This is a genomic window from Stenotrophomonas sp. YJH_SMC_64, from assembly GCF_059371375.1.
Genome location: NZ_JCAFUN010000004.1, coordinates 254297 through 277432 on the forward strand (window position 1 = coordinate 254297; position 23136 = coordinate 277432).

Below are 23136 nucleotides of genomic sequence, written 5' to 3' on the forward strand. Positions count from 1 at the left end.
ATTGCGCTCCCCGCGGTTCCGGCGACCGAGGATCCATCGATTGTCAGTCCCCACTCGCTGAAGTTCTCCGCAAATCTTGTATCACCGTTGTAATTGACGGAGATGCCGTTGGTATCCCCTTTTACGGACGTCCCGGCGTTGAGATTGACCGTGGCGCCGGTGACGAGAATTCGGCTGTTGAACAGGGTGGCTTCGCTATCGAGGCGACCACCAGCCGATGCGGCGAAAGAGATGCCTCCTGTTCCGGCGACGGTGCTTCGAATCAACGACACATGAGAGCGTGGAAGCGCAGAAGCACCCACAGTCGTGGACAGCGTGATACGGCCGTCGATATTCGAGTCCTGGATGACGGCATTGCTGTTGATCAGAGTGTTTATGCCTCCCCCGGTGACCGTGGCGTTCTGCAGTGCGATGGAAGCAGGGGCGCTGCCCGCGTAGCGACCGGTGATCGTGGATGTTCTGGCGTTCTGGACGATCAGCGTTCCACCATTGACGGAGAAGGTCTCACCTTCCAGCGTGCTGCCAGGCGTGACAGTTACTGTCTGCCCGGGGTTGACGGTTGCTGCGCCGGTTGCGCCTGCGGCACTGAAGAGCAATGAGGCGATTATGGCCAGGCCCAGTCGTGATCGCACTGGGGGAGTGGAAGCAAGCATCGGCGTGAACTGCGTCATACGCATGGGTGTTTCTCCTTGAAGCAGTTGGGTGTGGCCCGCATCCGCAGGGCCAAAGGCGGCACTGTGCGGATCGGGTCTTGCCTGGGCCATGCAATTGCAATTGATCGAGAACGCGGGGCGCGTTAGGGAAGTGGGCGGAGCAGAATTCAGTCTTTGAATCTGCTCCTCGCGGGCATTTCGCCGAGTAGGGAGAGCCTTACCAGGCGGCGCGCAGACCCACTTGGGCACCATGGTTGCGGTAGCCGCTGTCGCCGCGCTGCACACGCAGGTCACCCCACGCGCTCCAGCGCTGGCCCAGCTGCAGCTGGGCACCGGCCTGCACTTCGTAGCGGTTCTCCGGCGTTTTCGCGCTCAACGACTCGCTGTTGAAGCGCATGGCCTCATCGCGCTGGCCACGCAGCCAGTTCGCCGCCAGGAACGGCTGCACGCGGTTGCCCTGCAGCGTGCTCTGGCCAAACAGGCGCAGGCCGAGGCGGCTGTTGAGGCCGCCGCCGCGACCGTCTTCGACCGTGGTGCCATTGTTTTCGACCAGGCTGTCGCCTTCGTAGTCGGTCCAGGTCAGCTGCGCCTGCGGCTGCAGGTACAGCGTGCTGGCCTCACTGCTGCGGATGGCCCAGGCATAACCGGCTTCCAGCGATGCGCTGCGGGTCCTGGAGTCGTAAGTCTCACGGGCGATGCCTTCGCCCTGCACCTCGTTGTCGAAGCGCGCCGCCTGCAGCCAGCCGTCCACATACAGGCCGGCACTGCTCTGTGCATCCTGCACCCAGCCCAGGTAGACACCGGCCGACTTGCCCTTGACCTTGCCGCGGGTGCCATAACCGCTCAGCGTCGACACCGCCTGTGTGGTCGCATCGCCGGTGCCGAGCATCACGCCGACCTGGCCACGGCCATCGCCCCAGCGCCAGACATCGCTGCCCAGCTGCAGGGTGTTGATGTGGGTACGGGCATCGACCTGGCCGGCCACGTTGGCTTGCAGCTGGTCACGCCCGGCGCGCACCCAGGTGCCGATGCGGGCGCGGTCGAAGCCGGGCTCGCCGCGGTCATGGCGGCGCAGCTGGAACATCTGCACGGCCGCGGCCTGGTTGGCCAGGTACGCGCCCGGCTCCGGACGCAGCACGGGGACCGGATCGACCGGATCGGTGGGATCGACCGGGTCCACAGGGTCGACCGGATCCACCGGGTCCACCGGCGTGCACTCCGGCAGCGACGGATTGATATCGCACGGATTGCCGGTGTAGGCCGAGGTCAGGTACCAGTTGCCGTTGTTGGCGCCCGGAGTGCCCTTGCGCAGGAAATACTCGTACATGCCACCGATGGCGCGGCCCTGCAGTGCGAGGTGGCCATTGCTGGCACCGTCCACCTGCACCAGCGGAATGCCGTTGACGGTCTGTGCGCCAGCACCGGCAATGTTGTTGACGGTGACCTGGGTGGTGCCGCTGGTATCACCGGTCACGTGCATGCGCGAGCTTGCTGCGTCGTCGCCGGCCAGCACGGTGTTGAAGTGCAGGGTGCCGCCATTGCCGGTGTAGTTGCCGTTGACCGTCAGCTGCGGATAGGCCGCAGTGCCCGCTGCACCGAGGAAGATGCTGCTGCCTGCACCCAGGGTGAGGTTGCCGGTGTTGCTGTCGCCGGACAGCGTCCAGCGACCGCCCTGGTCGACGATGACGTCGGCTGGGCCGAGGATACGGCCGGTGAGGTCGAGGCCGTCAAGGAAGCGCAGCGTGCCGCTGGCGGTATCGGCAATGGTGATGTCGCCCTTGAGCGTGGAGGTGCGGGCGGTGAGGTCGAAGTGGGCGTTGTCGCGGGTAGAGATGATGACGCCGTTGCTCCCCACCAGAGTCGCATCATTCTGTATCAACAGCGTATCCGGGCGGGATACAGAAGGCAGATGAGCGCCGAACAGAATGGCGCTGCCGTTGCTTGCTTCGACGTGTGAACCATCAACCATCACGCCCCAGTCGGCGAGATTCTCTTCGATGGTTGGGCTCGAGATGATCAGGATTCCAGCTGTGGCTCCGTTGACCGTCGAGCCATTGCGCAGCGAAACGGAGCCCGCACCGACAGAGACCCCATACGTACCGCCGGAAATGGTCGAACCGTCTACATCAGCGTAGCCGCCGGCGAGCACCTGCAGTCCGATGCGTGTGGAAGTGAGCGAGCTGTCGATCAACGACACTCTGGGGTAGGGGCGTCCATTGCCATCGACAGCGCCTGATCGTGCCAAACCAAGGGCCGGGCCGGTTGTGGCGCTCAGCACCGAATTGCGGAAGACCGCTGTTGAGCTCCGTACGAAATTGCCTGTGGTTGACGTGAAGCCAGCACCATCTGCGTTGATGATTGTCTGGTGTGTGCCGCCTGCAGAGAACGAGTCCAGTGCGCCCATGCGGGCGCCCAGAACATTGGCGGTTCCTCCATGGACGGAGAGATTCTGTCCCTCGAAGGCACTTCCTGGGGTAATGGTGACGGTCTGGCCTGGGCCGACGTCGACAGCATTTGCGGTGCCCATGGCGGCGAGCATCAATGAGCTGGCTACGGCCAGACCCAACCGCGAACGGACAAACGTGGAAGGAAACTTCGGCGTGAACTGCATCATGCGCATGGGTGTTTCTCCTTGAAGCTCATTGGGGTGGGACCTGCATCCGCAGGGCCGGAAGGCGGCACTTTGCGGATCGGGTCTTGCCTGGGCCATGCAATTAATCTGAAGCGACTGCAGCGGCACGTGCCGGGTTCAAACCCCGTTCAATAACTCACCAAACTGAATGGAGTGCGCGGTCTGAATAATTCAGCGTGCGTGAGATCTCAGTGAATGGCGCGTGCAGGATGTCCAACCTGCGCATTCGCGAAACAGTTCTGTGATGGCGCCCACGGTTCACCGGCACGGCAGTGCCGTGTGGGAGGCTGGAGTCCAGGTGTGCGGGGCAGGGCCCTTTCCTGCGGAAAGGGATCCGGCCCAGGGGAGCTTGATCAGCCGCGGCGGAACGCGGCGGGGGTGCGGGCGCCGACGATGATCATGCGGATCATCGTGGAGATCTGCTCGACCAGTTCCGGATCCTTCTCCGGCGGCAGGTCCATGGCGGTGGCGCCCATGGCGAACACCAGGCGGGTGATGGCCTTGGCCACCAGTTCCGGGGCATGCAGTACGGCGCCATCCAGTGCGGCCAGGCGCACCAGGTCGTGCTGCAGCTCTTCTTCGAAGTAGTGCAGCTCGCGTTCGACCGCGTGCTTGAAGTCGTCCGAGCCGACCGCGCCTTCGCGCAGCAGCACGTGCAGCAGCTTGTCGTCGGCACGCAGCTGCTCCATGAAGGTCTCCACGGACACGCGCACCACGCTGGTGGCGGTGGAGGTGGCGCGCTGGCGGGCCTCGCCGATGATGGTGCGCAGCGAGCGGCCGGCGGCGTCGATCAGCGCCACGGCCAGTTCATCCATGTCGCGGAACTGACGGTAGAAGCTGTTCGGCGCGATGCCGGCCTCACGTGCCACTTCGCGCAGGCTGAGCGTGGACAGGCTGCGGTGCGGCCCGATCAGTTTCAGGGCGGCGGCCAGCAGATCCTCGCGGCTCACCGTACGGCGGGCCGGGCTGTTGGCATCTTCGGGCGTCGACAAGGCGGTGGCGGCGGCCATGGGGGTTCCGGTGGGGCGAGGCTGAATCATACCCAATCCGGTTCAATATACACATGTATACACAGGTGTATGTGCGCCCGTATAGTTCGCTCATGAGCGCTGTCGTCCGTCCGTCCCTGTTCTCTCCGTACCGCTGGGTCTCGCCGTCGCTGTTCGATTTCTGGGCGGGCCAGCTCAATCCCCTGTGGACCCTGCGCGAGCCGGTGGCCCGCCTGGTCCGGCGTGAGCCGGCCGGCGAGGGCGCGGCGACGCTGGTCCTGCGCACCAACCGGCACTGGGCCGGCATGCGTGCCGGCCAGCACGTCACCCTCGGCGTCGAGATTGAAGGACGCCTGTGGCAGCGCAGCTACAGCCCCACCGCACTGGGTCGGCGCGAGCTGGCGATCACCGTCAAGGCGATCGACGGCGGCCGGGTCAGCCAGCATCTGGTCAACCACGCGCAGCCGGGCGAACTGTTCCGCCTCGATGCCGCCTTCGGCGAGTTCCATATGCCGGCCGCGGCGCCGGTGCTGCTGCTGGCGGCTGGCAGTGGCATCACGCCGATGCGCAGCCTGTTGCGCGACGCCTGCCAGCGCCCGCTGGCAGCGCCGGTGGACCTGTTCTACTGGGAGCGCACCGCCGCCCATCTGCAGTTCCGTGATGAACTGCAGGCGCTGGCCGCGGCCCATCCGAACCTGCGCGTGCACCTGCTGACCACCCGCGAGGGTGAGGCGCCGGCCGCGCGAATCGATACCCATGATCTGCAGGTGGCCGGCGATGACACGCCGCTGGCGCAGCGCCATGTGCTGGCCTGCGGCCCGGACGGCTTCGTTGCTGCCGCGCGTGAGCGCCTGGCGCACCAGGTGGCTGGCTTCCAGGCCGAAGCCTTCACCCCGCCGGCGCCGCTGTGCGATGCCAGCAGCGAAGGCGAGGTGTCGCTGACGCTCGCGCGCAGTGGCCGCCAGCTGAGCGTGCCGCGTGGCCGCTCGCTGCTGGAAAGCCTCGAAGCCCATGGCATCAAGCCCAAGCATGGTTGCCGCATGGGCATCTGCAATACCTGCACCTGTGATCGCGTCAGTGGCGCCACCCGCCATCTGCGCACCGGCGACCTGCAGTCCGAATCGGCACAGCCGGTGCGGATCTGCGTGAGCGCACCGACCACCGACCTGACTTTGGATCTCTGAGGACGCCTGCCATGACCCGCGCTACCGACCGTGCCCTGAGTACTGCCGAGATGCATGCCTTCGGTGAGGAACTCGACGCGATCCGCGACCGTGTGATCGGCAGCCTCGGCGCCTCCGATACCCGCTACATCCGCCGCGTTGCCGCCGCCGTGCGCTGGTTCGGCGTGGGCGGCCGTGGCCTGCTGTTCCTTGCGGCGTTCTCGCCACTGTTCTGGATGCCGCTGCTGTGGCCGGCCGCGATCACCGGCACGCTGCTGCTGGCGCTGTCGAAGATCCTGGAGAACATGGAGCTGGGCCACAACGTCATGCATGGTCAGTTCGACTGGACCGGCGACCCCAAGCTCAACGGCAACACCTACGAGTGGGACATCGTTGCCACCGCCGACAACTGGCGCAAGACCCACAATTTCCGCCACCACACCTACACCAACGTGCGTGGCATGGACGATGACATCGGCTACGGCCTGCTGCGCATCTTCCCGGAACAGCGCTGGAAGCCGTTCTACCTGCTGCAGCCGATCATCGCACCGATCTTCGCGCTGCTGTTCCAGTGGGGCGTGGCCGCGCAGGACCTGCGGCTGGGCCGTTGGCTGAAGGGTCGTATCAGCGGCCGTGCGATGTGGATGCAGACCCGCCCGGTGGCGCGGAAAATGGCCCGCCAGGTGCTGAAGGACTACGTGTTCTTCCCGCTGCTGGCCGGCCCGTTCTTCCTCACCGTGATGCTGGGCAACATGGTGGCCAACGGCCTGCGCAACATCTGGACCTACGTGATCATCTTCTGCGGCCACTTCACCGCCGAATCGGAAACCTTCCCGAAGGAATGCCTGCGCAATGAATCGCGCGGCCACTGGTACCTGCGCCAGCTGCGCGGGTCGTCCAACATCAGTGGCGGCTTCCTGATCAACGTGCTGTCGGGCAACCTCAGCCACCAGATCGAGCACCACTTCTACCCGGACCTGCCGGCCAACCGCTATGCGGCCATCGCCAAGGAAGTGAAGGACATCTGCCGCCGTTACGGCCAGCACTACAACAACGGCTCGCTGCCGCGCCAGTTCGGCCAGGTGGTCTGGCGCATCCTGCGTCACGCGTTCCCGAGCAAGCCGCGCCGCCTGCCGATGTCGGACATCATGTCCGCACCGGCATCGGCCAACGCGGGCTGATCGACTCAGCCCGCTTTCGCCAGGTCCGCCTGCTCGCGGTCAAGGCGTCGCAGGAACACCTGCATTTCCTTGCGTGCCTGCTGGTCGCCCTTGCTGCCGGCCACGCTCAGGCCGCGTTGCCATGCTTCGCGCGCCGCCTGCGGCTGGCCACTGGCCAGCCAGGCCTTGCCCAGCAGCTTCCACGCCGCCGAGTACTGCGGATCAAGCACCACGCAACGGCCCAGATGGGTCGCCGCGCGCACCGGGTTGCCGGCATCCAGCCAGCCCTTGCCCAGGCCGAAGCGCAGCAGCGCGCCGTCCTTGCCGGCGGCAAGCATGCATTCCAGAGCTTCAATGTTCATCAGCGCACCTCCACCAGCAGCTCGGCTGGGCCGGGCTGGAAGCGGCCCCGATGGAACAGCAGCGGCGCGCCGCCGTTCTCGTGCACGTCGATGATGCGGCCGGCCAGCAGCAGGTGATCGCCCACCGGCCACTGTGCGTGGCGGGTACAGGTGAGATGGGCGACCGCACCGGCGATGCGCGGTGGGGCATCCTCGTCGTCATCCAGCAATGCCAGGCCATCGAAGCGGTTGCCCACCTGCGGATCGGCAAAGCGCCGGGCCAGCGCTTCCTGGTCGGCCGCCAGCACGCTGATCGCAAAGCGGGTGGCGCGCTGGAAGGTGGACAGGCTCTGCGCGTGCAATGCCAGGTTCCACAGCACCAGCGGCGGCTGCAATGACACCGGCACGAACGAATTGATGGTCAGGCCGATGGGCTTGCCCTGCGCATCGCGTGCGCAGACGATGGCCACGCCGGTAGGAAAGTGGCCGAGCAGCCGCCGCAGTGCGCGCGGCGGCATCTCGACCGACGGCACCGGCGCCGGGGCGGGGAATACTCCCGCCCACGGCCCGGCGTACGGCAGTGTCTCGCCGCTCATGAGGCCCTGGCCTGGCGGTAGCGCCGGCCGACCTCGGCCCAGTTGATGATGTTGAAGAACGCACCGATGTAGTCCGGGCGACGGTTCTGGTAGTGCAGGTAGTAGGCGTGTTCCCAGACATCCAGTGCGAGGATCGGGGTGTTGCCCGACAGGCCCACGGCTGCACCCATCAACGGGCTGTCCTGGTTGGCGCTGCTTTCCACCTGCAGGTGGCCATCGCGATCGCTGGTCAGCCAGGCCCAGCCGCTGCCGAAGCGGGTCTGAGCCGCCTTGGTGAAGGCGTCCTTGAAGGCATCGAAGCCGCCAAGATCGCGGTCGATGGCGGCGGCCAGCTCACCATCGGGTGCACCACCGTGGGGGCTGAGCACGGTCCAGAACAGGCTGTGGTTGGCGTGGCCACCGCCGTTGTTGCGGACCGCGCCACGCTGCGCCTCGGGCACGGCATCGAGGTTGGCGATCAGCGCCTCGACTGGCTGCTCGGCGATGCCGGCCTGCTCGATGGCGGCGTTGAGATTGTTGACGTAGGTCTGGTGGTGCTTGCTGTGGTGGATCTCCATCGTGCGCGCATCGAAATGCGGCTCAAGGGCGTCGTAGGCGTAGGGGAGCGGGGGAAGCGAGTACGACATCGAAGCAATCTCCGTGGGGAAGACCAGAGGGCTGGCCGTGGGGAGACTGTTATCGCACCTCAACATTGGTTGAGGTCAAGGGGCGGGGGATGAAATGCGTGAAAGGGAGCAGGAGCGGCATGGTAGTGCCGGCCGCTGGCCGGCAATCAGCGAAGGTCGGGTTGCCGGCCAGCGGCCGGCACTACCAGAACCCGCGTTTCGAACCTCGCCGGCGCGCTGACGTGCCCGCTGCCAGCGTTATCATCAACTCAACCAGTCCTTGCACGCACCATCCACCTGGTCACCGCATGCCTGCTGCATCCGCTGCTGCAGCCGCGCCAGCGTCTCCGCACCCTGGTGCTTGCCGCTCCACGTCTTCAACTGCCCGGCCAGGCGCTCGAAGCGCTGGCGGGTGCGCTGGTGGTAGCCCGACGGCTGCGCTTCCAGTTCGGCGATCAGCGACGCGGTGGCCTGCTCGATGCGTGGTGCGTCGTCCGGTGCCAGCTTCAGCAACCCTTCCACGTACAGCACGCCCCACTGCACGCGGGTGGCCGGGCCCTGTGCACCGTCGTAGGCGCGCTTCAACCACTCCAGTGCACCGGCGGTATCGCCGCGCTGTTCGGCCAGCTCGGCCAGCTCGGGCATGTAGTAGTACGGCTGCTCGCTGCGCTTCAGCTCGGCCAGCAACAGCGCCTCGGCGCCCGCGTCGTCGACGACCTGGCGCAATGCGTACGCCGCGCTGCTGATCGTCGCCTGGCGTGCGTGCGCATCGGTGGTGGCCGCATCGGCAGCGGCCACCCGCTGCTTGACCCGCTCAACCAGGGCCGCGGGCAGTGCGCCCTTCGGCTGCTGCTGGCGCGCCAGCGATACTTCGGTCAGCGCACGCGACAACGCGTCGTCCGCGCGATCACCGCGCTCGGCGTCCGCGCGCTCCAGTGCGACCAGCAGCTGCTGTCCCAGCGTGTTGCTGGTGGCTGGCCCAGCGCTGGCCTGCTTGACCAGCTGCACGCCTGCATAGCCCAGCAACTCACGGTTGCGGCGTACTTCTGCCGGTTGCGCCAGCACTGCCTGCAGCAGCTCGCGTACTTCGGTGGGCGAGGCAGCGGGTTTTTCGGCCGTTGCCAAGGCAAGCAGAGCGAAGCGGCGCTGCAGGGCGGCATCCGGTGCGGCCTTGGACAACTGGCGCAGTACGTCCTGGCTCCTGCGCTCGCCGGCCAGGCGGTTTGCGTCCACTTCCCAGCCGTAGTCGCCCAGTACCTGCCAGTCTTCGGTGGCCAGTCGGTCCGGCGTTGCCAACGCGGTGGCCAGGGTGGCGGCAACAGCACTGCGGCGGCCTGCGGCAACGGTCAGTGCCCGGGTCAGTTCGGCGGCGTCATTGCCGCCGGCCACGCGGGTGATTTCGTTGCGCTGTGGGTCCAGCACGATCAGGGTCGGATAGCCGCGTACGCCGAAGCGCTCGCCCCAGGCCTGCGCACCTTCCTCGTCGCCATCCAGATAGACGGGAACGAATTTGCTGGTCAGCGCGATGAAGGCCGGGTCCTTGAACAGGCCCGCCTTGAGCTGGTTGCACGGTGGGCACCAGACCGCGCCCCAGTACAGCAGCACCGGCTTGCCGCTGTCGGCGGCTTCGGCGAAGGCATCGTCCACATCGCCCTGGCGCCAGGCGATGGCGGACGCCGGCGCGGGTGCCTCGGCGGAGTTGGCGGTGGAAACCGGGGCCGGGGTGCAGGCGCTCAGCGCCGAAGCCAGCAGCAACACGGAAAGCGCGACGCGCATCGGCAGCATCTCGAAGGGCAGGGTGACAGGCCATTGTAGGAACCGCCGGGGAGCCCGCTGATTCAGTTTGCTCATGACGGGCGTGCTGCAGGGCATGACGCCCACCGGGCATTGCCGGGCAACGCCGGGCGGATGCCTTCAGGCCGCTGCCCGCACCATCTGCTGATACACCAACCCATTGAACTCGCCGACGTCACCGTCCAGCGCAAAGCCATAGCGCAGGTAGGTCGGTACCGCATTGAGCGAGGCGCGCACGGTAAGGACCGGCTCGCGCACCTGTGGAAGCACCGCCTCGAACAAAGCATGGCCGATGCCCTGGCCCTGGCAGGCGGGATCGACGAACAGCATCGCAAGATGCCGGCCTTCCTTCAGTTCGATCACGCCGACGACGCGACCGTCCTGCTCGGCCACCAGGATGTGGTTGTCACCGTGCAGGCGCGCGCCGAACGCTTCGGCAGCGGCGACACTGCCGAAGGTGGCGATGCCGGCCGCGCTGAGCGAAGGCGCGACCGCCGCAGTGAACGCAGCCAGGCACACCGCACTGATCGCGGGCAGGTCATCGACGTGGGCAGGGCGGATCGTCGGCATGCAGTGTTCTTCCGGTAGTGGGCGGCGCGTCATCGTTGCCGCAGGCCTGCACGCTAAGCTGGCGGCATGAGTGAGTTCAATCCTGCTTACGCTGCCTTGTTTCCGCAACAGGGCCTGAGCCTGGGCCTGATGACGCCTGTCGCCGCGCATGGACTGGCCGATCCGCATGAGGCGCGGCGCATTGCGCGACTGGCCGATGATCTGGGCTTTGCCGCATTGTGGACGCGTGATGTACCACTGATGGTGCCGCAGGGTCCGGACGCGACAGCAAGCGCGCTGGATGACCCGTTTCTGTGGCTGGGCATGCTGGCTGCCGCGACCGGACGCATCGTGGTCGGCAGCGCGGCCATCGTGCTGCCATTGCGGCAGCCGCTGCAGGTGGCGAAGTCGGCCTTGAGCCTGGACCGGATCAGCGGCGGGCGCTTCGTGCTGGGCCTGGGTTCGGGTGACCGACCGGAAGAGTTCGCCGCATTCGGTGAGGATCTGGAGGGCAGGGCGGCGACGTTCCGTGAGCGCTGGACCTTGTTGCGGGCGGCGCTGTCACCGGAGGCCGATGAGCGGACGGCCGTACTGCAGGCGACGGGTGGCTTCGACGTGCTGCCGGCGCCGGCAACCCGCATCCCGATGCTGGTGGTGGGTACCGCGCGGCAGAGCCTGCAGTGGATCGCGCGCGAGGCCGAAGGCTGGGCCACCTATCATCGCGACGAGGCCGCACAGGAAGGGCGCATCGGCCTGTGGCAGCAGGCGCTGGTGCAGCGTGGTGGGCCAGCCAAGCCGTTCGTGCAGTCGATGCTGCTGGATCTGCAGGCCGATCCGCAGGCGCCAGCCGAGCCGCTGCCGCTGGGCCTGAAGGTCGGCCGCGATGGCCTGCGTGACTACCTGCTGCGCGTGCATGCGCAGGGCGTGGCGCACGTGATGTTCAACCTGGTCGACAACGGGCGGCCGATGGACCTGGTGCTGCGCGAGATTGGTGAGCACGTTCTGCCATACACGCTCCGGTAGGTGTCCACCTTGGTGGACACGCTCCAGCAGTCGAGCACGGTTCGACTCTACATGGGGTTCGCATCTGCGTATCATTCGCATTTGATACCCCCATGCCGGAGCCCCGCGTGACCCAACATTCCCCCATGCACCCGACCGGACGTCTGTTCGCCGCGGTCGCTTTCATCGAGGCCGTGACCTGGGCCGGCCTGCTCATCGGCATGTGGATGAAGTACGGCCCGATGGCCAACGTGGCGCTGGTGAAGCTGTTCGGGCCGCTGCACGGCGTGGCCTTCCTGGTCTATGTGGCAGTCACCCTGTTCGCGGCGGTGCGCCTGCGCTGGCCGTGGTGGGCCAGTGCCCTGGCGCTGCTGGCAGCCATCCCGCCGCTGGTGACGCTGCCGCTGGAGTGGTGGTTCAAGCGCCGTGGCCTGCTCGGCCTGCATGCAATGCGCTGAACCCACTGTTGCGCGCCCATTCAAGAGAATGGGTATCAAATGCAAATACGAGCCGTTATCATTTAAGGGTGGCGTCCGGTCCTGAGCAGGGCCGGTGCCGGGCGGGGTGCGCAGGCGTGCCCGGCCATCCTTTCCTGTTACGGCTGGTGTTCCATGCACGCACGTCCCGTCGTTCCCGGCTTGCCGGCGCTGGTGTTGGCTGCCCTGATCGGCACCATGGCGATGATGTCCTTCGTCGCCGTGATCGGCCCGGTGGTCCGCATGCTCGGCTTGTCCGAGTGGCATGCCGGCCTGTCGGTCACCGCCGCAGGCGTGTTGTGGATGCTGGCCGCGCGCCCCTGGGGCCAGCTCAGCGACCACATTGGGCGCAAGCGCGTGCTGATCCTGGCGATGAGTGCCTATACGGCGGTCTACATCGCACTGGCGGTGTTCATCGACGTCGCCCTGCAGGCGGTGCCGCCGGTACTGGTGTCGGTGCTGGTGCTGGTCGGCGCGCGCGGCTTGATCGGGCTGTTCTACGCGGCCGTGCCGCCCACGGCCGCTGCGCTGATTGCCGACAAGGCACCGACCGGGCAGCGCGCCAGTTTCCTCGCCCGGCTGGGCAGTGCCAACGCGCTGGGCATGGTACTGGGTCCGGCCGCTGCCGGCTGGCTGGCCTATACCAATCTTTCGCTGGCGCTGTACGTGGCCGCGTTGCTGCCGTTGCTGGCACTGGCATTGCTGGCCTGGCGGCTGCCGGCTACACCACCGGTGGTGGGCGCGTCCGCACAGCGCCGCACGCCGATGAGCCGTCTCGACGCGCGCCTGCGCCTGCCGCAGCTGGCAGCGTTCATCGCGATGGTCTCGGTGACCATCGCGCAGGTCACGGTCGGCTTCTTCGCGATTGATCGCCTGGGCCTGGATGCGGCGGCCGGTGCACGCATGGCCGGCATCGCACTTACCGCCGTTGGTGTCGGCCTGATCCTGGCGCAGGCGCTGGTGATGAAGCTGGAGGTACATCCACGCCGTTGGATCGTCCTTGGCGCCCTGATTTCCGGCATTGGCTTTGCTTCGGTGGCGGGCGTGCAGCAGGGCTGGCAGTTGCCGGCGGCGTACGCGTTGGCCGCGTTTGGCATGGGCTTCGTATTCCCCTCGTTCCAGGCGCTGGCCGCCGATGCGGTGGAGGCGCACGAGCAGGGCGCCGCCGCCGGCACCGTCGCTGCCGCGCAGGGGCTGGGCATGGTGGCCGGGCCGATGCTCGGCACGCTGTTGTATCGCGGCGGGCCGAGCCTGCCTTACCTGCTGGTCGGTGCGCTGCTGCTGTTGCTGTGCGCGCTGGCTGCAGCGCATCGGACGAAGGAGACCCCATGAACGATTCCCTGATGCAGGGCGCGTGGCCGGAGGCTGCGCCAGCGTCACTGGACAGCACCGACGACGCGTCGCTGTTCCTGCTGCAGCATGCCGGCCAGCACGTGCATGCACGCGGCTGCCGCGCCACGCTGCCGGCCGGTGCACTGGCGACATTGGCAGAACGCGTCTCGGCGTTCTTTGCCCGGCAGCGTGGCGGCCCGGGCCTGCTGGTTGGCGCAGTGCCGTTCGAACCGCGTGCGGACGATGCGCTATTCCAGCCCGAGCGCCTGCTGCCGGCACTGGCACTGCAGCCGCAGGCCGCACCGCCGCTGGACGGTTCCCTGAAGGCCGAGCCTGCGCCGCAGGACTATGCGTCAGCGGTTGCCGCGGCGGTGCAGGTACTGCGCGCGCCCGATCTGAACCTCCAGAAGGTGGTGCTGGCGCGCAGCCTGCTGGCACGCACCCGCCAGGCGCTGTCTCCGGACGTGCTGCTGGCACGCCTGGGCGCAGATCCGTCGGTGGCGACCTACGCGGTGCCGTTGCCGGTGGAGCTGGGCCAGGCACCGGCCTGGCTGGTGGGGGCGACGCCGGAACTGCTGCTGCGCAAGCGCGGCGCCGAGCTGTTGTCGCATCCGCTGGCCGGTTCCGCGCGGCGCAGCGCCGATGCCGCCGAGGACGAGCGTGCGGCGCAGGCGCTGCTGGCCTCGGCCAAGGACCACGACGAGCACCGCCACGTGGTCGAAGCCATCGTCGAGGGCCTGGCACCGTACTGCAGCCACATCGATGCGCAGCCGCGCCCGGTGCTGCATGCCACCGCCAGTATGTGGCACCTGGGCACCCGCATCCACGCCACCCTGAAGGATCCGCAGGCGTCTGCCGCCGAACTGCTGGCGCAGCTGCACCCCACGCCGGCAGTCTGCGGTACGCCACGGTTGGCGGCGCTGCAGCGCATCCGCGAGCTGGAACCGGTGCCGCGCGGCTTCTACGCCGGTGCCGTGGGCTGGTTGGACGCGCAGGGTGACGGCGACTGGTACGTGGCGATCCGCTGCGCGCGCCTGCAGGGCACGCAGCTGCGCCTGTATGCCGGTGCCGGCATCGTCGCCGAGTCACACCCCGAGGCCGAGGTGGCCGAAACCGCAGCGAAGTTCGCTGCCCTGTTGAACGCGCTGGGTGTCCATGAATCCGCGCCCGCCATCGAGCCTGCCGCATGAGTACCTCCACTGACTCTTCCCGCCTGCCGCTGCAGCAGGTGTGGCCCGACACGCTGGTGGCGCGCTATCGCGACGCCGGTCACTGGCGTGGCGAGACCTTCCCGGGTTTCCTGCGCGAGCGTGCAGAACGCTATGCCGATGACATCGCGGTGGTCGCCGGCGACGTACGCCTGAGCTATGCGCAGCTGTGGCATGAGGCAGGCCGCATCGGTGCGGGCCTGCTGGCGCTCGGCCTGCAGCCTGGCGAACGGGTGCTGGTGCAGCTGGGCAATACCGCCGGGTTCATCACCACCGTCTGCGGCCTGTTCCGCGCCGGCCTGGTGCCGGTGTATGCGTTGCCGGCGCACCGCATCACCGAGCTGGTCCACTTCGCCAGCAAGGCGGAAGCCAGTGCCTACATCACTACCAGCCTGCACGATGGCTTCGATCATCGTGGGTTGGCGCGGGCGCTGCAGGCCGAAGTGCCAGCGGTTCGCCACGTGGTGATCGACGGCGATGCGGCGGAGTTCATCGCACTGGAAACGCTACAGGGTGATCGCAGCCAGCTGCCGAACGATCCGGACCCGCAGTCGGTAGCGTTCCTGCAGATCTCCGGCGGCAGCACCGGGCTGTCAAAGCTGATCCCGCGCACGCACGACGACTACATCTATTCGTTCCGTGCCAGCAATGACCTCTGCGGCATCGACCGCGACAGCGTCTATCTGGTCGCGCTGCCGGCCGCACACAACTTCCCGATGAGTTCGCCTGGTTTCTTCGGCGCGCTGTATGCCGGTGCCCGCGTGGTGCTCAGCCCGGGCCCCGGCCCGGATGCGGCCTTCCCGCTGATCGCCCGCGAGAAGGTGACCTGCTGTGGACTGGTGCCGCCGCTGGCGCTGCTGTGGGCGCAGGCGGCCGCCACCAGCAAGCATGACCTGTCCAGCCTGCAGGTACTGCAGGTGGGCGGTGCCAAGCTGGTGCCGGAAGCTGCACGACGGGTGATCGACGGCCTCGGCTGCACCTTGCAGCAGGTATTCGGCATGGCCGAAGGGCTGGTGAACTACACCCGCCTGGACGATCCGGAAGAACTGATCGTGGCCTGCCAGGGCCGGCCGATCAGCCCTGACGACGAAGTGCGCGTGGTCGATGACCATGACGAGCCGGTGGCCGAAGGCGAGGTGGGGCATCTGCTGACGCGCGGCCCTTACACCATCCGCGGCTATCACAACGATGCGGTGGCCAATGCACGCGCGTTCACCGACGATGGCTTCTACCGTACCGGCGACCGCGTGCAGCAGCTGCCCGGTGGCTACCTGGTGGTGCAGGGCCGTGCGGGTGACCACATCAACCGTGCCGGAGAGAAGATCTCCGCCGAAGAGATCGAAGATCACCTGCTGGCCCACCCCGGTGTGTTCGACGTCGCCGTGGTCTCCATTCCCGATGAGTACCTGGGCGAGCGCAGCTGCGCCTTCGTGATTCCGCAGGGCGAGCCGTTCAAGGCGCCGGCGCTGAAGTCCTGGATGCGCGGGCGCGGCCTGGCCGCGTTCAAGGTGCCCGACCAGGTCGTGTTCGTCGACAGTTTCGATACCACCGCGGTCGGCAAGATCAGCCGCCGCGAACTGCGCGCGCAACTGCGCGCGCGTCATCTGCAACAGACAGGAGGAACGCGCTGATGGCGCTGCCCCGTATCACCGATTACCCCTTGCCGACTGCCGCCGAGCTGCCACAGGCACGCGGCCCGTGGCGCCCGCAGCGCGATCGCGTCGCGCTGCTGGTACACGACATGCAGCGCTACTTCCTGGCTGCGTTCGACGCCGGCAACGCACCGCTGCGGCCGGCCGTGGACAACATCGCACGCCTGCTGGCGCATTGCCGCGCGCACGGCATTCCGGTGTTCTACACGGCCCAGCATGGCGACCAGGACCGCCGTGACCGTGGCCTGCAGGCCGACCTGTGGGGACCGGGCATGCGCCGCAGCGCCGACCATGAACCGATCATCGAGGCGCTGGCACCGCAGCCGGGCGAGCACGTGCTGGTCAAGCACCGTTACAGCGCGTTCCAGCGCAGCAACCTGGAGACGCTGATGCGGGCGCGCGGGCGCGACCAGCTGCTGGTGACCGGCGTGTACGCCCATATCGGCTGCACGGCGACCGTGGTCGAGGCGTTCCAGCGTGATATCGAGGCCTTCATTGCCGCCGATGCCGTGGCGGACTTCTCGCGCGCCGATCACGATCAGGCGCTGCACTGGATCGCGCGCACCAGCGGGGTGCCGATGACCACCGACCAGTTGCTGGAGGTGCTGTGATGGCTGCCACCGCTGAGATGCTGGATCTGGAGCGGATGCGTGCCGACGTGGCGCGCGTTCTGGAATGTACGCCTGCCGAGATCGGTGACGACGACAACCTGATCGACCTGGACCTGGACTCGATGCGCATGCTCGGCCTGGTCCTGGCCTGGGGCAACACCGGCCTGCCGATTGAGTTCTCGCAGCTGGCCGAACACACCACGCTGCGCCAGTGGTGGAACGTGGTGCAGACGCTGCAGGCCGCGCAGAACGCATGAACGCCGCTGCGCTGGCCACGCCGGTGGCATTGACCGAGGCCCAGACCGGACTGTGGTTTGCACAGCGGCTGGCGCCGGACAATCCGTCATTCAATACCGCGCACGCGGTGTGGATCGATGGCCCGCTGGACGTGACCGCGTTCGTTGCAGCGGCAGACCAGGCTGCGTTCGAAGCCCAGGCCTTTGCGCTGCGCTTTGCCGAAGGGGCCGATGGCCAGCCGCTGCAGTGGTACGACCCGGCACACGTGCCGCTGCTCTCGGTGCGTGATGTTTCCGCCGAAGCGGATGCTGCCGCTGCGGCACGCAGCCTGATGCACGCCGACCGGCTGAGCCCGGTCGACCCCGCCCGCGACCGGATCAGCCAACAGATGCTGCTTGAGCTGGGCGGGCAGCGCTGGGTCTGGTACCTGCGGGTGCATCATCTGGCGGCTGATGGCTATGGCATGGCGCTGTTCACCGATCGCGTGTGCGCGTTGTACGCCGGCCGCATGGGTGAGCCACTGCCGGGGCTGGCGGGCGTGCTGGCCGATGATGCCGCTTATCGTGCCGATCCGCGCCGCGCGCTGGCCGGGCAGTGGTGGCGTGAGCACATGCAGGGCGCACCGGCAGGCGTGGGCCTGGCCGGCACGCTCGCGGCCAGTGACGACGCGCTGCGCTGGGTGCAGCCGCTCGATGCGGCCTTCCGTGAGCAGCTGCTGCAGGCCTCTGTGCGTTGGCTGCAGCCCTGGCCGGATGTGCTGGCCGCGTTGTCGGCCGAGTACCTGCGGCGGATGAGCGCGGCCGATGAAGTGGTGCTGGGCGTGCCCTACATGGGGCGGCTCGGCAACGCGTCGGCGCGGGTGCCGGCGATGGTGATGAATGTGTTGCCGCTGCGCGTGGCGGCCGGCGAGGGCAGCGTGGAGGCCTTCACCCGCGGCCTGGGCCGGCAGCTCAGCCAGGGTCGCAAGCACGGCCGTTACCGCGGTGAGCAGCTGCGCCGGGACCTGGGCCTGGTCGGCGCGCAGCAGCGCCTGCACGGTCCGCTGGTGAATGTGCAGCCGTTCTACAAGCCGCTGGCGCTGACTGGCGTGCAGGCGACGCTGGAGGTGCTGTGCACCGGGCCGGTGGATGACCTGACGCTGGGCTTCCGTGGCGATGGCCAGGCGCTGCTGGATCTGGAAATCGAGGCCAATCCCGCGCTGTACAGTCGCGAGGATGTCGAGGCGCACGCGGCGCGGCTGCTGCATTTCGTATCGGCGGCGCTGCAGGCTGACGATATCGCAGCCGTGCCCCTGGCGACGCCCAAGGAGGCGCAGCAGGTGCTGCAGGAATTCAATGCCACCGCGCACGCGCTGCCGGAGACGACCCTGGTCGAGCTGCTGCAGCAGGGCATGGATCGGGACCCACACGCGCCTGCGCTGGTGTTCGGTGACGCTGCTTTGGATTACGCAACGCTGGAAGCGCGCAGTTTCGCGCTGGCTGCACAGCTGCGGGCGATGGATGTCGGCCCGGGCAGCGTGGTGGCGGTGGCATTGCCGCGCTCGCTGGAGCTGGTGATCGCTCTGGTCGCGGTGCTGCGCGCAGGCGCGGCCTACCTTCCGCTGGACCTGGCCCATCCCGATGAGCGGCTGGCACGTATTTTCGCGTCGGCACAGCCGGTGTGCGTACTGGCTGCGGCCGAGGATTCGGCGCGCATGACCGGCGTGCCGGTGCTCGCGCCGGAGCAGTGGACGGCGCTGAGCTTCGCCGCGCCATGGGCCGATCCGGCGCCCAGCGATGCGGCGTATGTGATCTATACCTCCGGTTCGACCGGCGAGCCGAAGGGCGTGGTCATCGAACATCGTGCCATCGTCAACCGCCTGCTGTGGATGCGCGAGCACTACAGCATCCGTGCCGACGACCGCGTGCTGCAGAAGACCCCGGCCACCTTCGATGTCTCGGTCTGGGAGTTCTTCCTGCCGCTGCTGTGTGGGGCCACCCTGATGGTCGCCGGGCCTGACGCGCATCGCGATCCCACCGAACTGGCGCGCTTGATCCGTGGGCATGGGATCACCACGGCGCATTTCGTGCCGTCGATGCTCGATGCCTTCCTCGCTGCGCCGGCTTCGGCAGGGCTGCAGCTGCGCCGGGTGTTCACCAGCGGTGAGGCGCTGGACGCATCGCTGCGCGATCGTTTCCATGGGCGCGTGCAGGCCGAGCTGCATAACCTGTATGGCCCGACCGAGGCCGCAGTGGATGTCAGCTACTGGCCGGCGTCGGCGCAGGATCGCTCGCGGCCGGTGCCGATCGGGTTCCCGGTCTGGAATACCCGCCTGTACGTGCTGGACGCGCGGATGCAGCCGGTGCCGATAGGCGTGGCCGGTGACCTCTACCTGGGTGGCGTGCAACTGGCACGTGGCTATCTCGGTCGCGATGACCTGACTACCGAGCGCTTCCTTGCCGATCCTTTCCTGCCGGGCGAGCGTATCTACCGCACCGGAGACGTGGCACGCTGGCGGCGCGATGGTGCGGTCGAGTACCTGGGCCGCAGCGACCACCAGGTGAAACTGCGCGGCCTGCGCATCGAGCTGGGCGAGATCGAGGCGGCACTGCGCGAGCTGCCTGGCATGGAGCGGGTGGAAGTGCTGCTGCGCCAGGATGCTCCCGGCGATGCGCGTCTGGTGGCCTATGTTCCAGCGGCGCATGCCGACGCCGTGACGCTGCGCAGCCACCTCGCCACGCGTGTGCCGGACTACATGGTGCCCTCGGCCTTCGTTGGTGTGGACCACTGGCCGGTGACCGCCAACGGCAAGCTCGATCGCAACGCGTTGCCGAAGCCACCGCAACTTGAAGTTGCCGGCTTGGCGCCGCGCACGCCGTTGGAACAGGAGCTGGCGTTGCTGTTCGCACAGGCGCTTGGGCGTGAGGCGCCGGTGGCGGTGGATGCGGACTTCTTCAGTCTCGGCGGTGACTCGCTGTCGGCGGTGCATCTGCTGCTGGCGATCGAGCAGCGCTGGCGCTGTGATCTGGGTCTGGGTGCCTTGTTTGCCCAGCCCACCGTGGCCGCGCTGGCCGTTCGCATTGCCGAGCCACCCGCGCTGGCCGATCACGCACTGGGGCCAGTGATCGCGCTGGCCGCGACCGACGCTGCCGGGCCCACGCCGCTGTTCGTGCTGCACCCGGCCGGGGGCATCGCCTGGAACTACCGCACCCTGGCCCGGGTACTGCAGCCGGCACGCCCGGTGTATGGCCTGCAGTCGCCGGCCCTGGACGCGCGGCTGCCGCTGCCGAGCAGCATCGAGGCGATGGCCAACGACTACGTACAGCGCGTGGTCGCATTGCAGCCGAAGGGGCCGGTGCATCTGCTGGGCTGGTCGGTGGGTGGCATCCTCGCCCAGGCGATGGCGGTGCGCCTGCATGAGATCGGGCGCGAGGTTGGCGAGCTGGTGCTGCTGGACGCTTATCCCAGCGAGTGCTGGCGGGCCGAGCCGGAACCCGATGCCATCGCTGCATTGCGGGCACTGCTGGCGATTGCCGGTCATGACCCGGATGCGCATCCGGAACTGGACAGCCGTGAACGCATTCTCGCGTTCCTGCGACGTGGTGGCAGTGCACTCGGCAGCCTGCCGGATGTGGTGCTCGATGGCGTGGTGCGCGCGGTGACCGGCACCAATCGATTGATCCGCGAACACATCCACCAACCGTTCGACGGCACGCTGGTGCACGTCCGCGCGGGCCGGGATCACCACGCGCGGCCGCAGCTGCAGTCGGCGTTGTGGCGGACCCACGCGCGCAAGGTGCAGGCGCTGGAACTGCCGTTCCTGCACGCCGAGCTGACCGGCCGCGATGCGGTGGCGCAGCTGGCGCCGTGGTTGTCGGCGCGGTTGCGCCAATGGGACGAGCAACAGGAGATCGCAACATGCAGTTGACCGGTTTTGAAGGCCGCGTGGCGTTGGTGACCGGTGCCGCCGGCGGCATCGGCGAGGCACTGGTACGGCTGTTGGCCGAGGCCGGCTGCACGGTGGTGGCGACCGATCGTGAGGCGCCACACGTGGCCGATACGCGGGTCAGGTCGTTCGCACTCGACGTGACCGACAGCGCAGCGGTGGACGCCCTGGTGGATCAGGTCGAATCCAGCATCGGGCCGATCACGCTGGCGGCCAGCGTGGCCGGCGTGCTGCACGTGGGCAGCGTCGCCGAGACCGGCGACGCCGACTGGCGCCGGGTGTTCGCGGTCAACGCCGACGGCGTATTCCACGTTGGGCGCGCCTTGGCGCGGGTGATGTCGCCGCGCCAGCGGGGCGCGATCGTTACCGTCAGTTCGAATGCCGCCGGTGTGCCGCGGCATGGCATGGCGGCGTATGCCGCGTCCAAGGCCGCCGCCACCATGTTCACCCGCTGCCTCGGGCTGGAGCTGGCGCCGCTGGGCATCCGCTGCAACATCGTCGCCCCGGGGTCCACGTTGACCCCGATGCAGACCGGCATGTGGCAGGACGAGCGCGGTGCCGAGCGGGTAATCGCCGGCAGCCTGGAGTCCTACAAGGCCGGCATTCCACTGCGCAAGCTGGCCACCCCCGAGGACATTGCGCACTCAGTGATGTTCCTGCTCTCGGAACAGGCCGGGCACGTGGCGATGAGCGACCTGTACGTGGACGGCGGCGCCACCCTGCGCGCCTGAGCCCCGACCGCCGCCTGCCGGCAGTGGTAGTGCCGGCCGCTGGCCGGCAATCCATAGTCCCGGTAGTGCCGGCCGCTGGCCGGCAACCCACAGCTCCGGTAGTGCCGGCCGCTGGCCGGCAACCTCATTCAACTTCAGACATCTCCCAACCTCCATCGAGGCATGGCCCGACAGCCAACGCCCAATGATCGACCCACCATGGCGCATGAGCAGCCATCGCCTCCGTCTGGGCCGTCACTCGATCATCGGCCAGTCCTACGTTCTGACAACCACGACACACCAGCGCCGCCGGCTCTTTGAAAGCGAAGCTGCAGCAGCATGTGTAATCGACCAGTTCCACTACATCGAACAGCGCGGGCTCGTAAAGTCACACGCATGGGTCGTCATGCCGGATCACGTCCACTGGATGTTCGAGCTGCGCGCAGCTCACCTTCCCGACATCGCGCGCCGGATGAAATCGTCGAGCGCGCTTGCGCTGAATCGCCTTGTGGGGCGTCGATGTACGGTCTGGCAGTCTGGCTACTTTGATCATGCCGTGAGGGCCGAGGAGTCGCTGGCGCAGCAAGCGCTGTACACCCTGGGGAATCCGGTGCGCGCCGGTCTTGCTGGGCAGATTGGCGAGTATCCGTATGCATGGTCGGCCTGGTTGTGATGCCGGCCAGCGGCCGGCACTACCAAAGCAAGGGCGAAGCGCAGCGCAGATTGCGTTCCGGCGCACAGAGCACCCTCGGTGGTAGTGCCGGCCGCTGGCCGGCAACCCCATGACCCGTGCGGAGATGCATGGCTGCCGGCCGGCAGCCGGCACTACCAGTCGATGTTCAGCACGGCCATTCGCTGTTCAGCGCCGCTTGCGCGCGCCTCGGCCGTGGTCGGTCTGGTTGTGATGCCGGCCAGCGGCCGGCACTACCACAGCAAGGGCGAAGCGCAGCGCAGATTGCGTTCCGGGACACAGAGCAGCCTCGATGGTAGTGCCGGCCGCTGGCCGGCAACCCCATGACCCGCGCGGAGATGCATAGCTACCGGCCAGCGGCCGGCACTACCAGTCAATGTTCAGTGCGGCCATTCACTGTTCAGTGCCGCTTGCGCGCGCCTCGGCCGTGGTCGGTCTGGTTGTGATGCCGGCCAGCGGCCGGCACTACCACAGCAAAGGCGAAGCGCAGCTCAGATTGCGTTCCGGCGCACAGAGCACCCTCGACGGTAGTGCCGGCCGCTGGCCGGCAACCCCATGACCCGCGCGGAGATGCATGGCTGCCGGCCGGCAGCCGGCACTACCAGTCGATGTTCAGCACGGCCATTCGCTGTTCAGCGCCGCTTGCGCGCGCGTCGGCGATGGTCGGTCCGGTTTGATGCCGGCCAGCGGCCGGCACTACCACAGCAAAGCCGAAGCGCAGCGCAGATTGCGTTCCGGCGCACAGAGCACCCTCGGTGGTAGTGCCGGCCGCTGGCCGGCAACCTCATGACCTGCGCGGAGTTGCCTGGC

19 protein-coding genes are annotated in these 23136 nt (G+C 67.8%); 12 read left to right on the forward strand and 7 right to left on the reverse strand.

All coding sequences use genetic code 11. From position 1 onward, the window contains the following. Positions 1-870 precede the first annotated feature (870 nt). On the reverse strand, positions 871-2532 hold the full coding sequence (locus tag AC5P9L_RS05945; protein ID WP_227415943.1) for an autotransporter family protein: 1662 nt from the start codon (positions 2530-2532) through the stop codon (positions 871-873). Between the two features lie 1106 nt (positions 2533-3638). Next, positions 3639-4295, reverse strand: a complete 657-nt coding sequence (fabR, locus tag AC5P9L_RS05950) for an HTH-type transcriptional repressor FabR (protein ID WP_005409961.1) — start codon at positions 4293-4295, stop codon at positions 3639-3641. 92 nt (positions 4296-4387) lie between these two features. On the opposite strand from fabR, the gene AC5P9L_RS05955 reads away from it, so the two are divergent. Then, positions 4388-5458, forward strand: a complete 1071-nt coding sequence (locus tag AC5P9L_RS05955) for a ferredoxin reductase (protein ID WP_262101627.1) — start codon at positions 4388-4390, stop codon at positions 5456-5458. 11 nt (positions 5459-5469) lie between these two features. Then, positions 5470-6618: a fatty acid desaturase family protein gene (locus AC5P9L_RS05960; protein WP_005413710.1), complete on the forward strand. Its 1149-nt coding sequence runs from the start codon at positions 5470-5472 to the stop codon at positions 6616-6618. A 5-nt stretch (positions 6619-6623) separates the two neighbouring features. Here the strand turns inward: AC5P9L_RS05960 and AC5P9L_RS05965 are convergent, their stop codons facing one another. The 5 genes from AC5P9L_RS05965 to AC5P9L_RS05985 all read right to left on the reverse strand — a co-directional run bounded on the left by AC5P9L_RS05965 (position 6624) and on the right by AC5P9L_RS05985 (position 10503). Next, positions 6624-6959, reverse strand: coding sequence for a tetratricopeptide repeat protein (locus tag AC5P9L_RS05965; RefSeq protein WP_005409958.1), 336 nt, complete (start codon positions 6957-6959; stop codon positions 6624-6626). Then, positions 6959-7534, reverse strand: a complete 576-nt coding sequence (locus AC5P9L_RS05970) for a flavin reductase family protein (RefSeq protein ID WP_279915722.1) — start codon at positions 7532-7534, stop codon at positions 6959-6961. Before AC5P9L_RS05970 ends, AC5P9L_RS05965 begins: the two co-directional genes overlap by 1 nt. Further along, positions 7531-8160, reverse strand: a complete 630-nt coding sequence (locus AC5P9L_RS05975; protein ID WP_111188378.1) for a superoxide dismutase — start codon at positions 8158-8160, stop codon at positions 7531-7533. The genes AC5P9L_RS05970 and AC5P9L_RS05975 overlap by 4 nt, the downstream gene beginning before the upstream one ends. Positions 8161-8403: 243 nt before the next feature. Next, on the reverse strand, positions 8404-9924 hold the full coding sequence (locus AC5P9L_RS05980) for a thioredoxin family protein (protein ID WP_495230571.1): 1521 nt from the start codon (positions 9922-9924) through the stop codon (positions 8404-8406). A 129-nt stretch (positions 9925-10053) separates the two neighbouring features. Next, entirely contained in the window at positions 10054-10503 is a 450-nt protein-coding gene (locus tag AC5P9L_RS05985; protein WP_049451603.1) for a GNAT family N-acetyltransferase, read from the reverse strand. 66 nt (positions 10504-10569) lie between these two features. Here AC5P9L_RS05985 and AC5P9L_RS05990 point away from each other — a divergent pair, with 66 nt between their 5' ends. From AC5P9L_RS05990 to AC5P9L_RS06035, 10 genes are all read left to right on the forward strand, one after another. After that, positions 10570-11505, forward strand: coding sequence for a TIGR03571 family LLM class oxidoreductase (locus AC5P9L_RS05990; protein ID WP_099473584.1), 936 nt, complete (start codon positions 10570-10572; stop codon positions 11503-11505). A 125-nt stretch (positions 11506-11630) separates the two neighbouring features. Then, positions 11631-11942: a DUF3817 domain-containing protein gene (locus AC5P9L_RS05995; protein ID WP_005413704.1), complete on the forward strand. Its 312-nt coding sequence runs from the start codon at positions 11631-11633 to the stop codon at positions 11940-11942. Positions 11943-12095: 153 nt separating this feature from the next. Beyond that, the gene (locus AC5P9L_RS06000) at positions 12096-13292 is read left to right on the forward strand and encodes an MFS transporter (RefSeq protein ID WP_062606205.1); all 1197 of its coding nucleotides are present in this window, start codon (positions 12096-12098) and stop codon (positions 13290-13292) included. Then, positions 13289-14482: an isochorismate synthase gene (locus AC5P9L_RS06005; RefSeq protein ID WP_227415940.1), complete on the forward strand. Its 1194-nt coding sequence runs from the start codon at positions 13289-13291 to the stop codon at positions 14480-14482. Before AC5P9L_RS06000 ends, AC5P9L_RS06005 begins: the two co-directional genes overlap by 4 nt. Continuing rightward, complete coding sequence (locus AC5P9L_RS06010; protein WP_227415939.1) at positions 14479-16131, forward strand: (2,3-dihydroxybenzoyl)adenylate synthase; 1653 nt, start codon at positions 14479-14481, stop codon at positions 16129-16131. The genes AC5P9L_RS06005 and AC5P9L_RS06010 overlap by 4 nt, the downstream gene beginning before the upstream one ends. Then, positions 16131-16763, forward strand: coding sequence for an isochorismatase family protein (locus AC5P9L_RS06015; protein WP_279915721.1), 633 nt, complete (start codon positions 16131-16133; stop codon positions 16761-16763). The genes AC5P9L_RS06010 and AC5P9L_RS06015 overlap by 1 nt, the downstream gene beginning before the upstream one ends. Continuing rightward, positions 16763-17020, forward strand: coding sequence for a phosphopantetheine-binding protein (locus AC5P9L_RS06020; protein ID WP_005409947.1), 258 nt, complete (start codon positions 16763-16765; stop codon positions 17018-17020). Before AC5P9L_RS06015 ends, AC5P9L_RS06020 begins: the two co-directional genes overlap by 1 nt. Next, a complete protein-coding gene (locus tag AC5P9L_RS06025; RefSeq protein WP_279915720.1) occupies positions 17017-20907 on the forward strand; it encodes an enterobactin synthase subunit F in 3891 nt (1296 codons plus the stop codon). The genes AC5P9L_RS06020 and AC5P9L_RS06025 overlap by 4 nt, the downstream gene beginning before the upstream one ends. Continuing rightward, on the forward strand, positions 20898-21656 hold the full coding sequence (locus AC5P9L_RS06030) for a 2,3-dihydro-2,3-dihydroxybenzoate dehydrogenase (protein ID WP_099473574.1): 759 nt from the start codon (positions 20898-20900) through the stop codon (positions 21654-21656). Before AC5P9L_RS06025 ends, AC5P9L_RS06030 begins: the two co-directional genes overlap by 10 nt. A gap of 205 nt (positions 21657-21861) precedes the next feature. After that, positions 21862-22308 carry an REP-associated tyrosine transposase gene (locus AC5P9L_RS06035; protein WP_049396235.1) on the forward strand — a complete coding sequence of 149 codons (447 nt, stop codon included), beginning with the start codon at positions 21862-21864 and terminating at the stop codon, positions 22306-22308. The last annotated feature ends 828 nt before the right edge of the window (positions 22309-23136 follow it).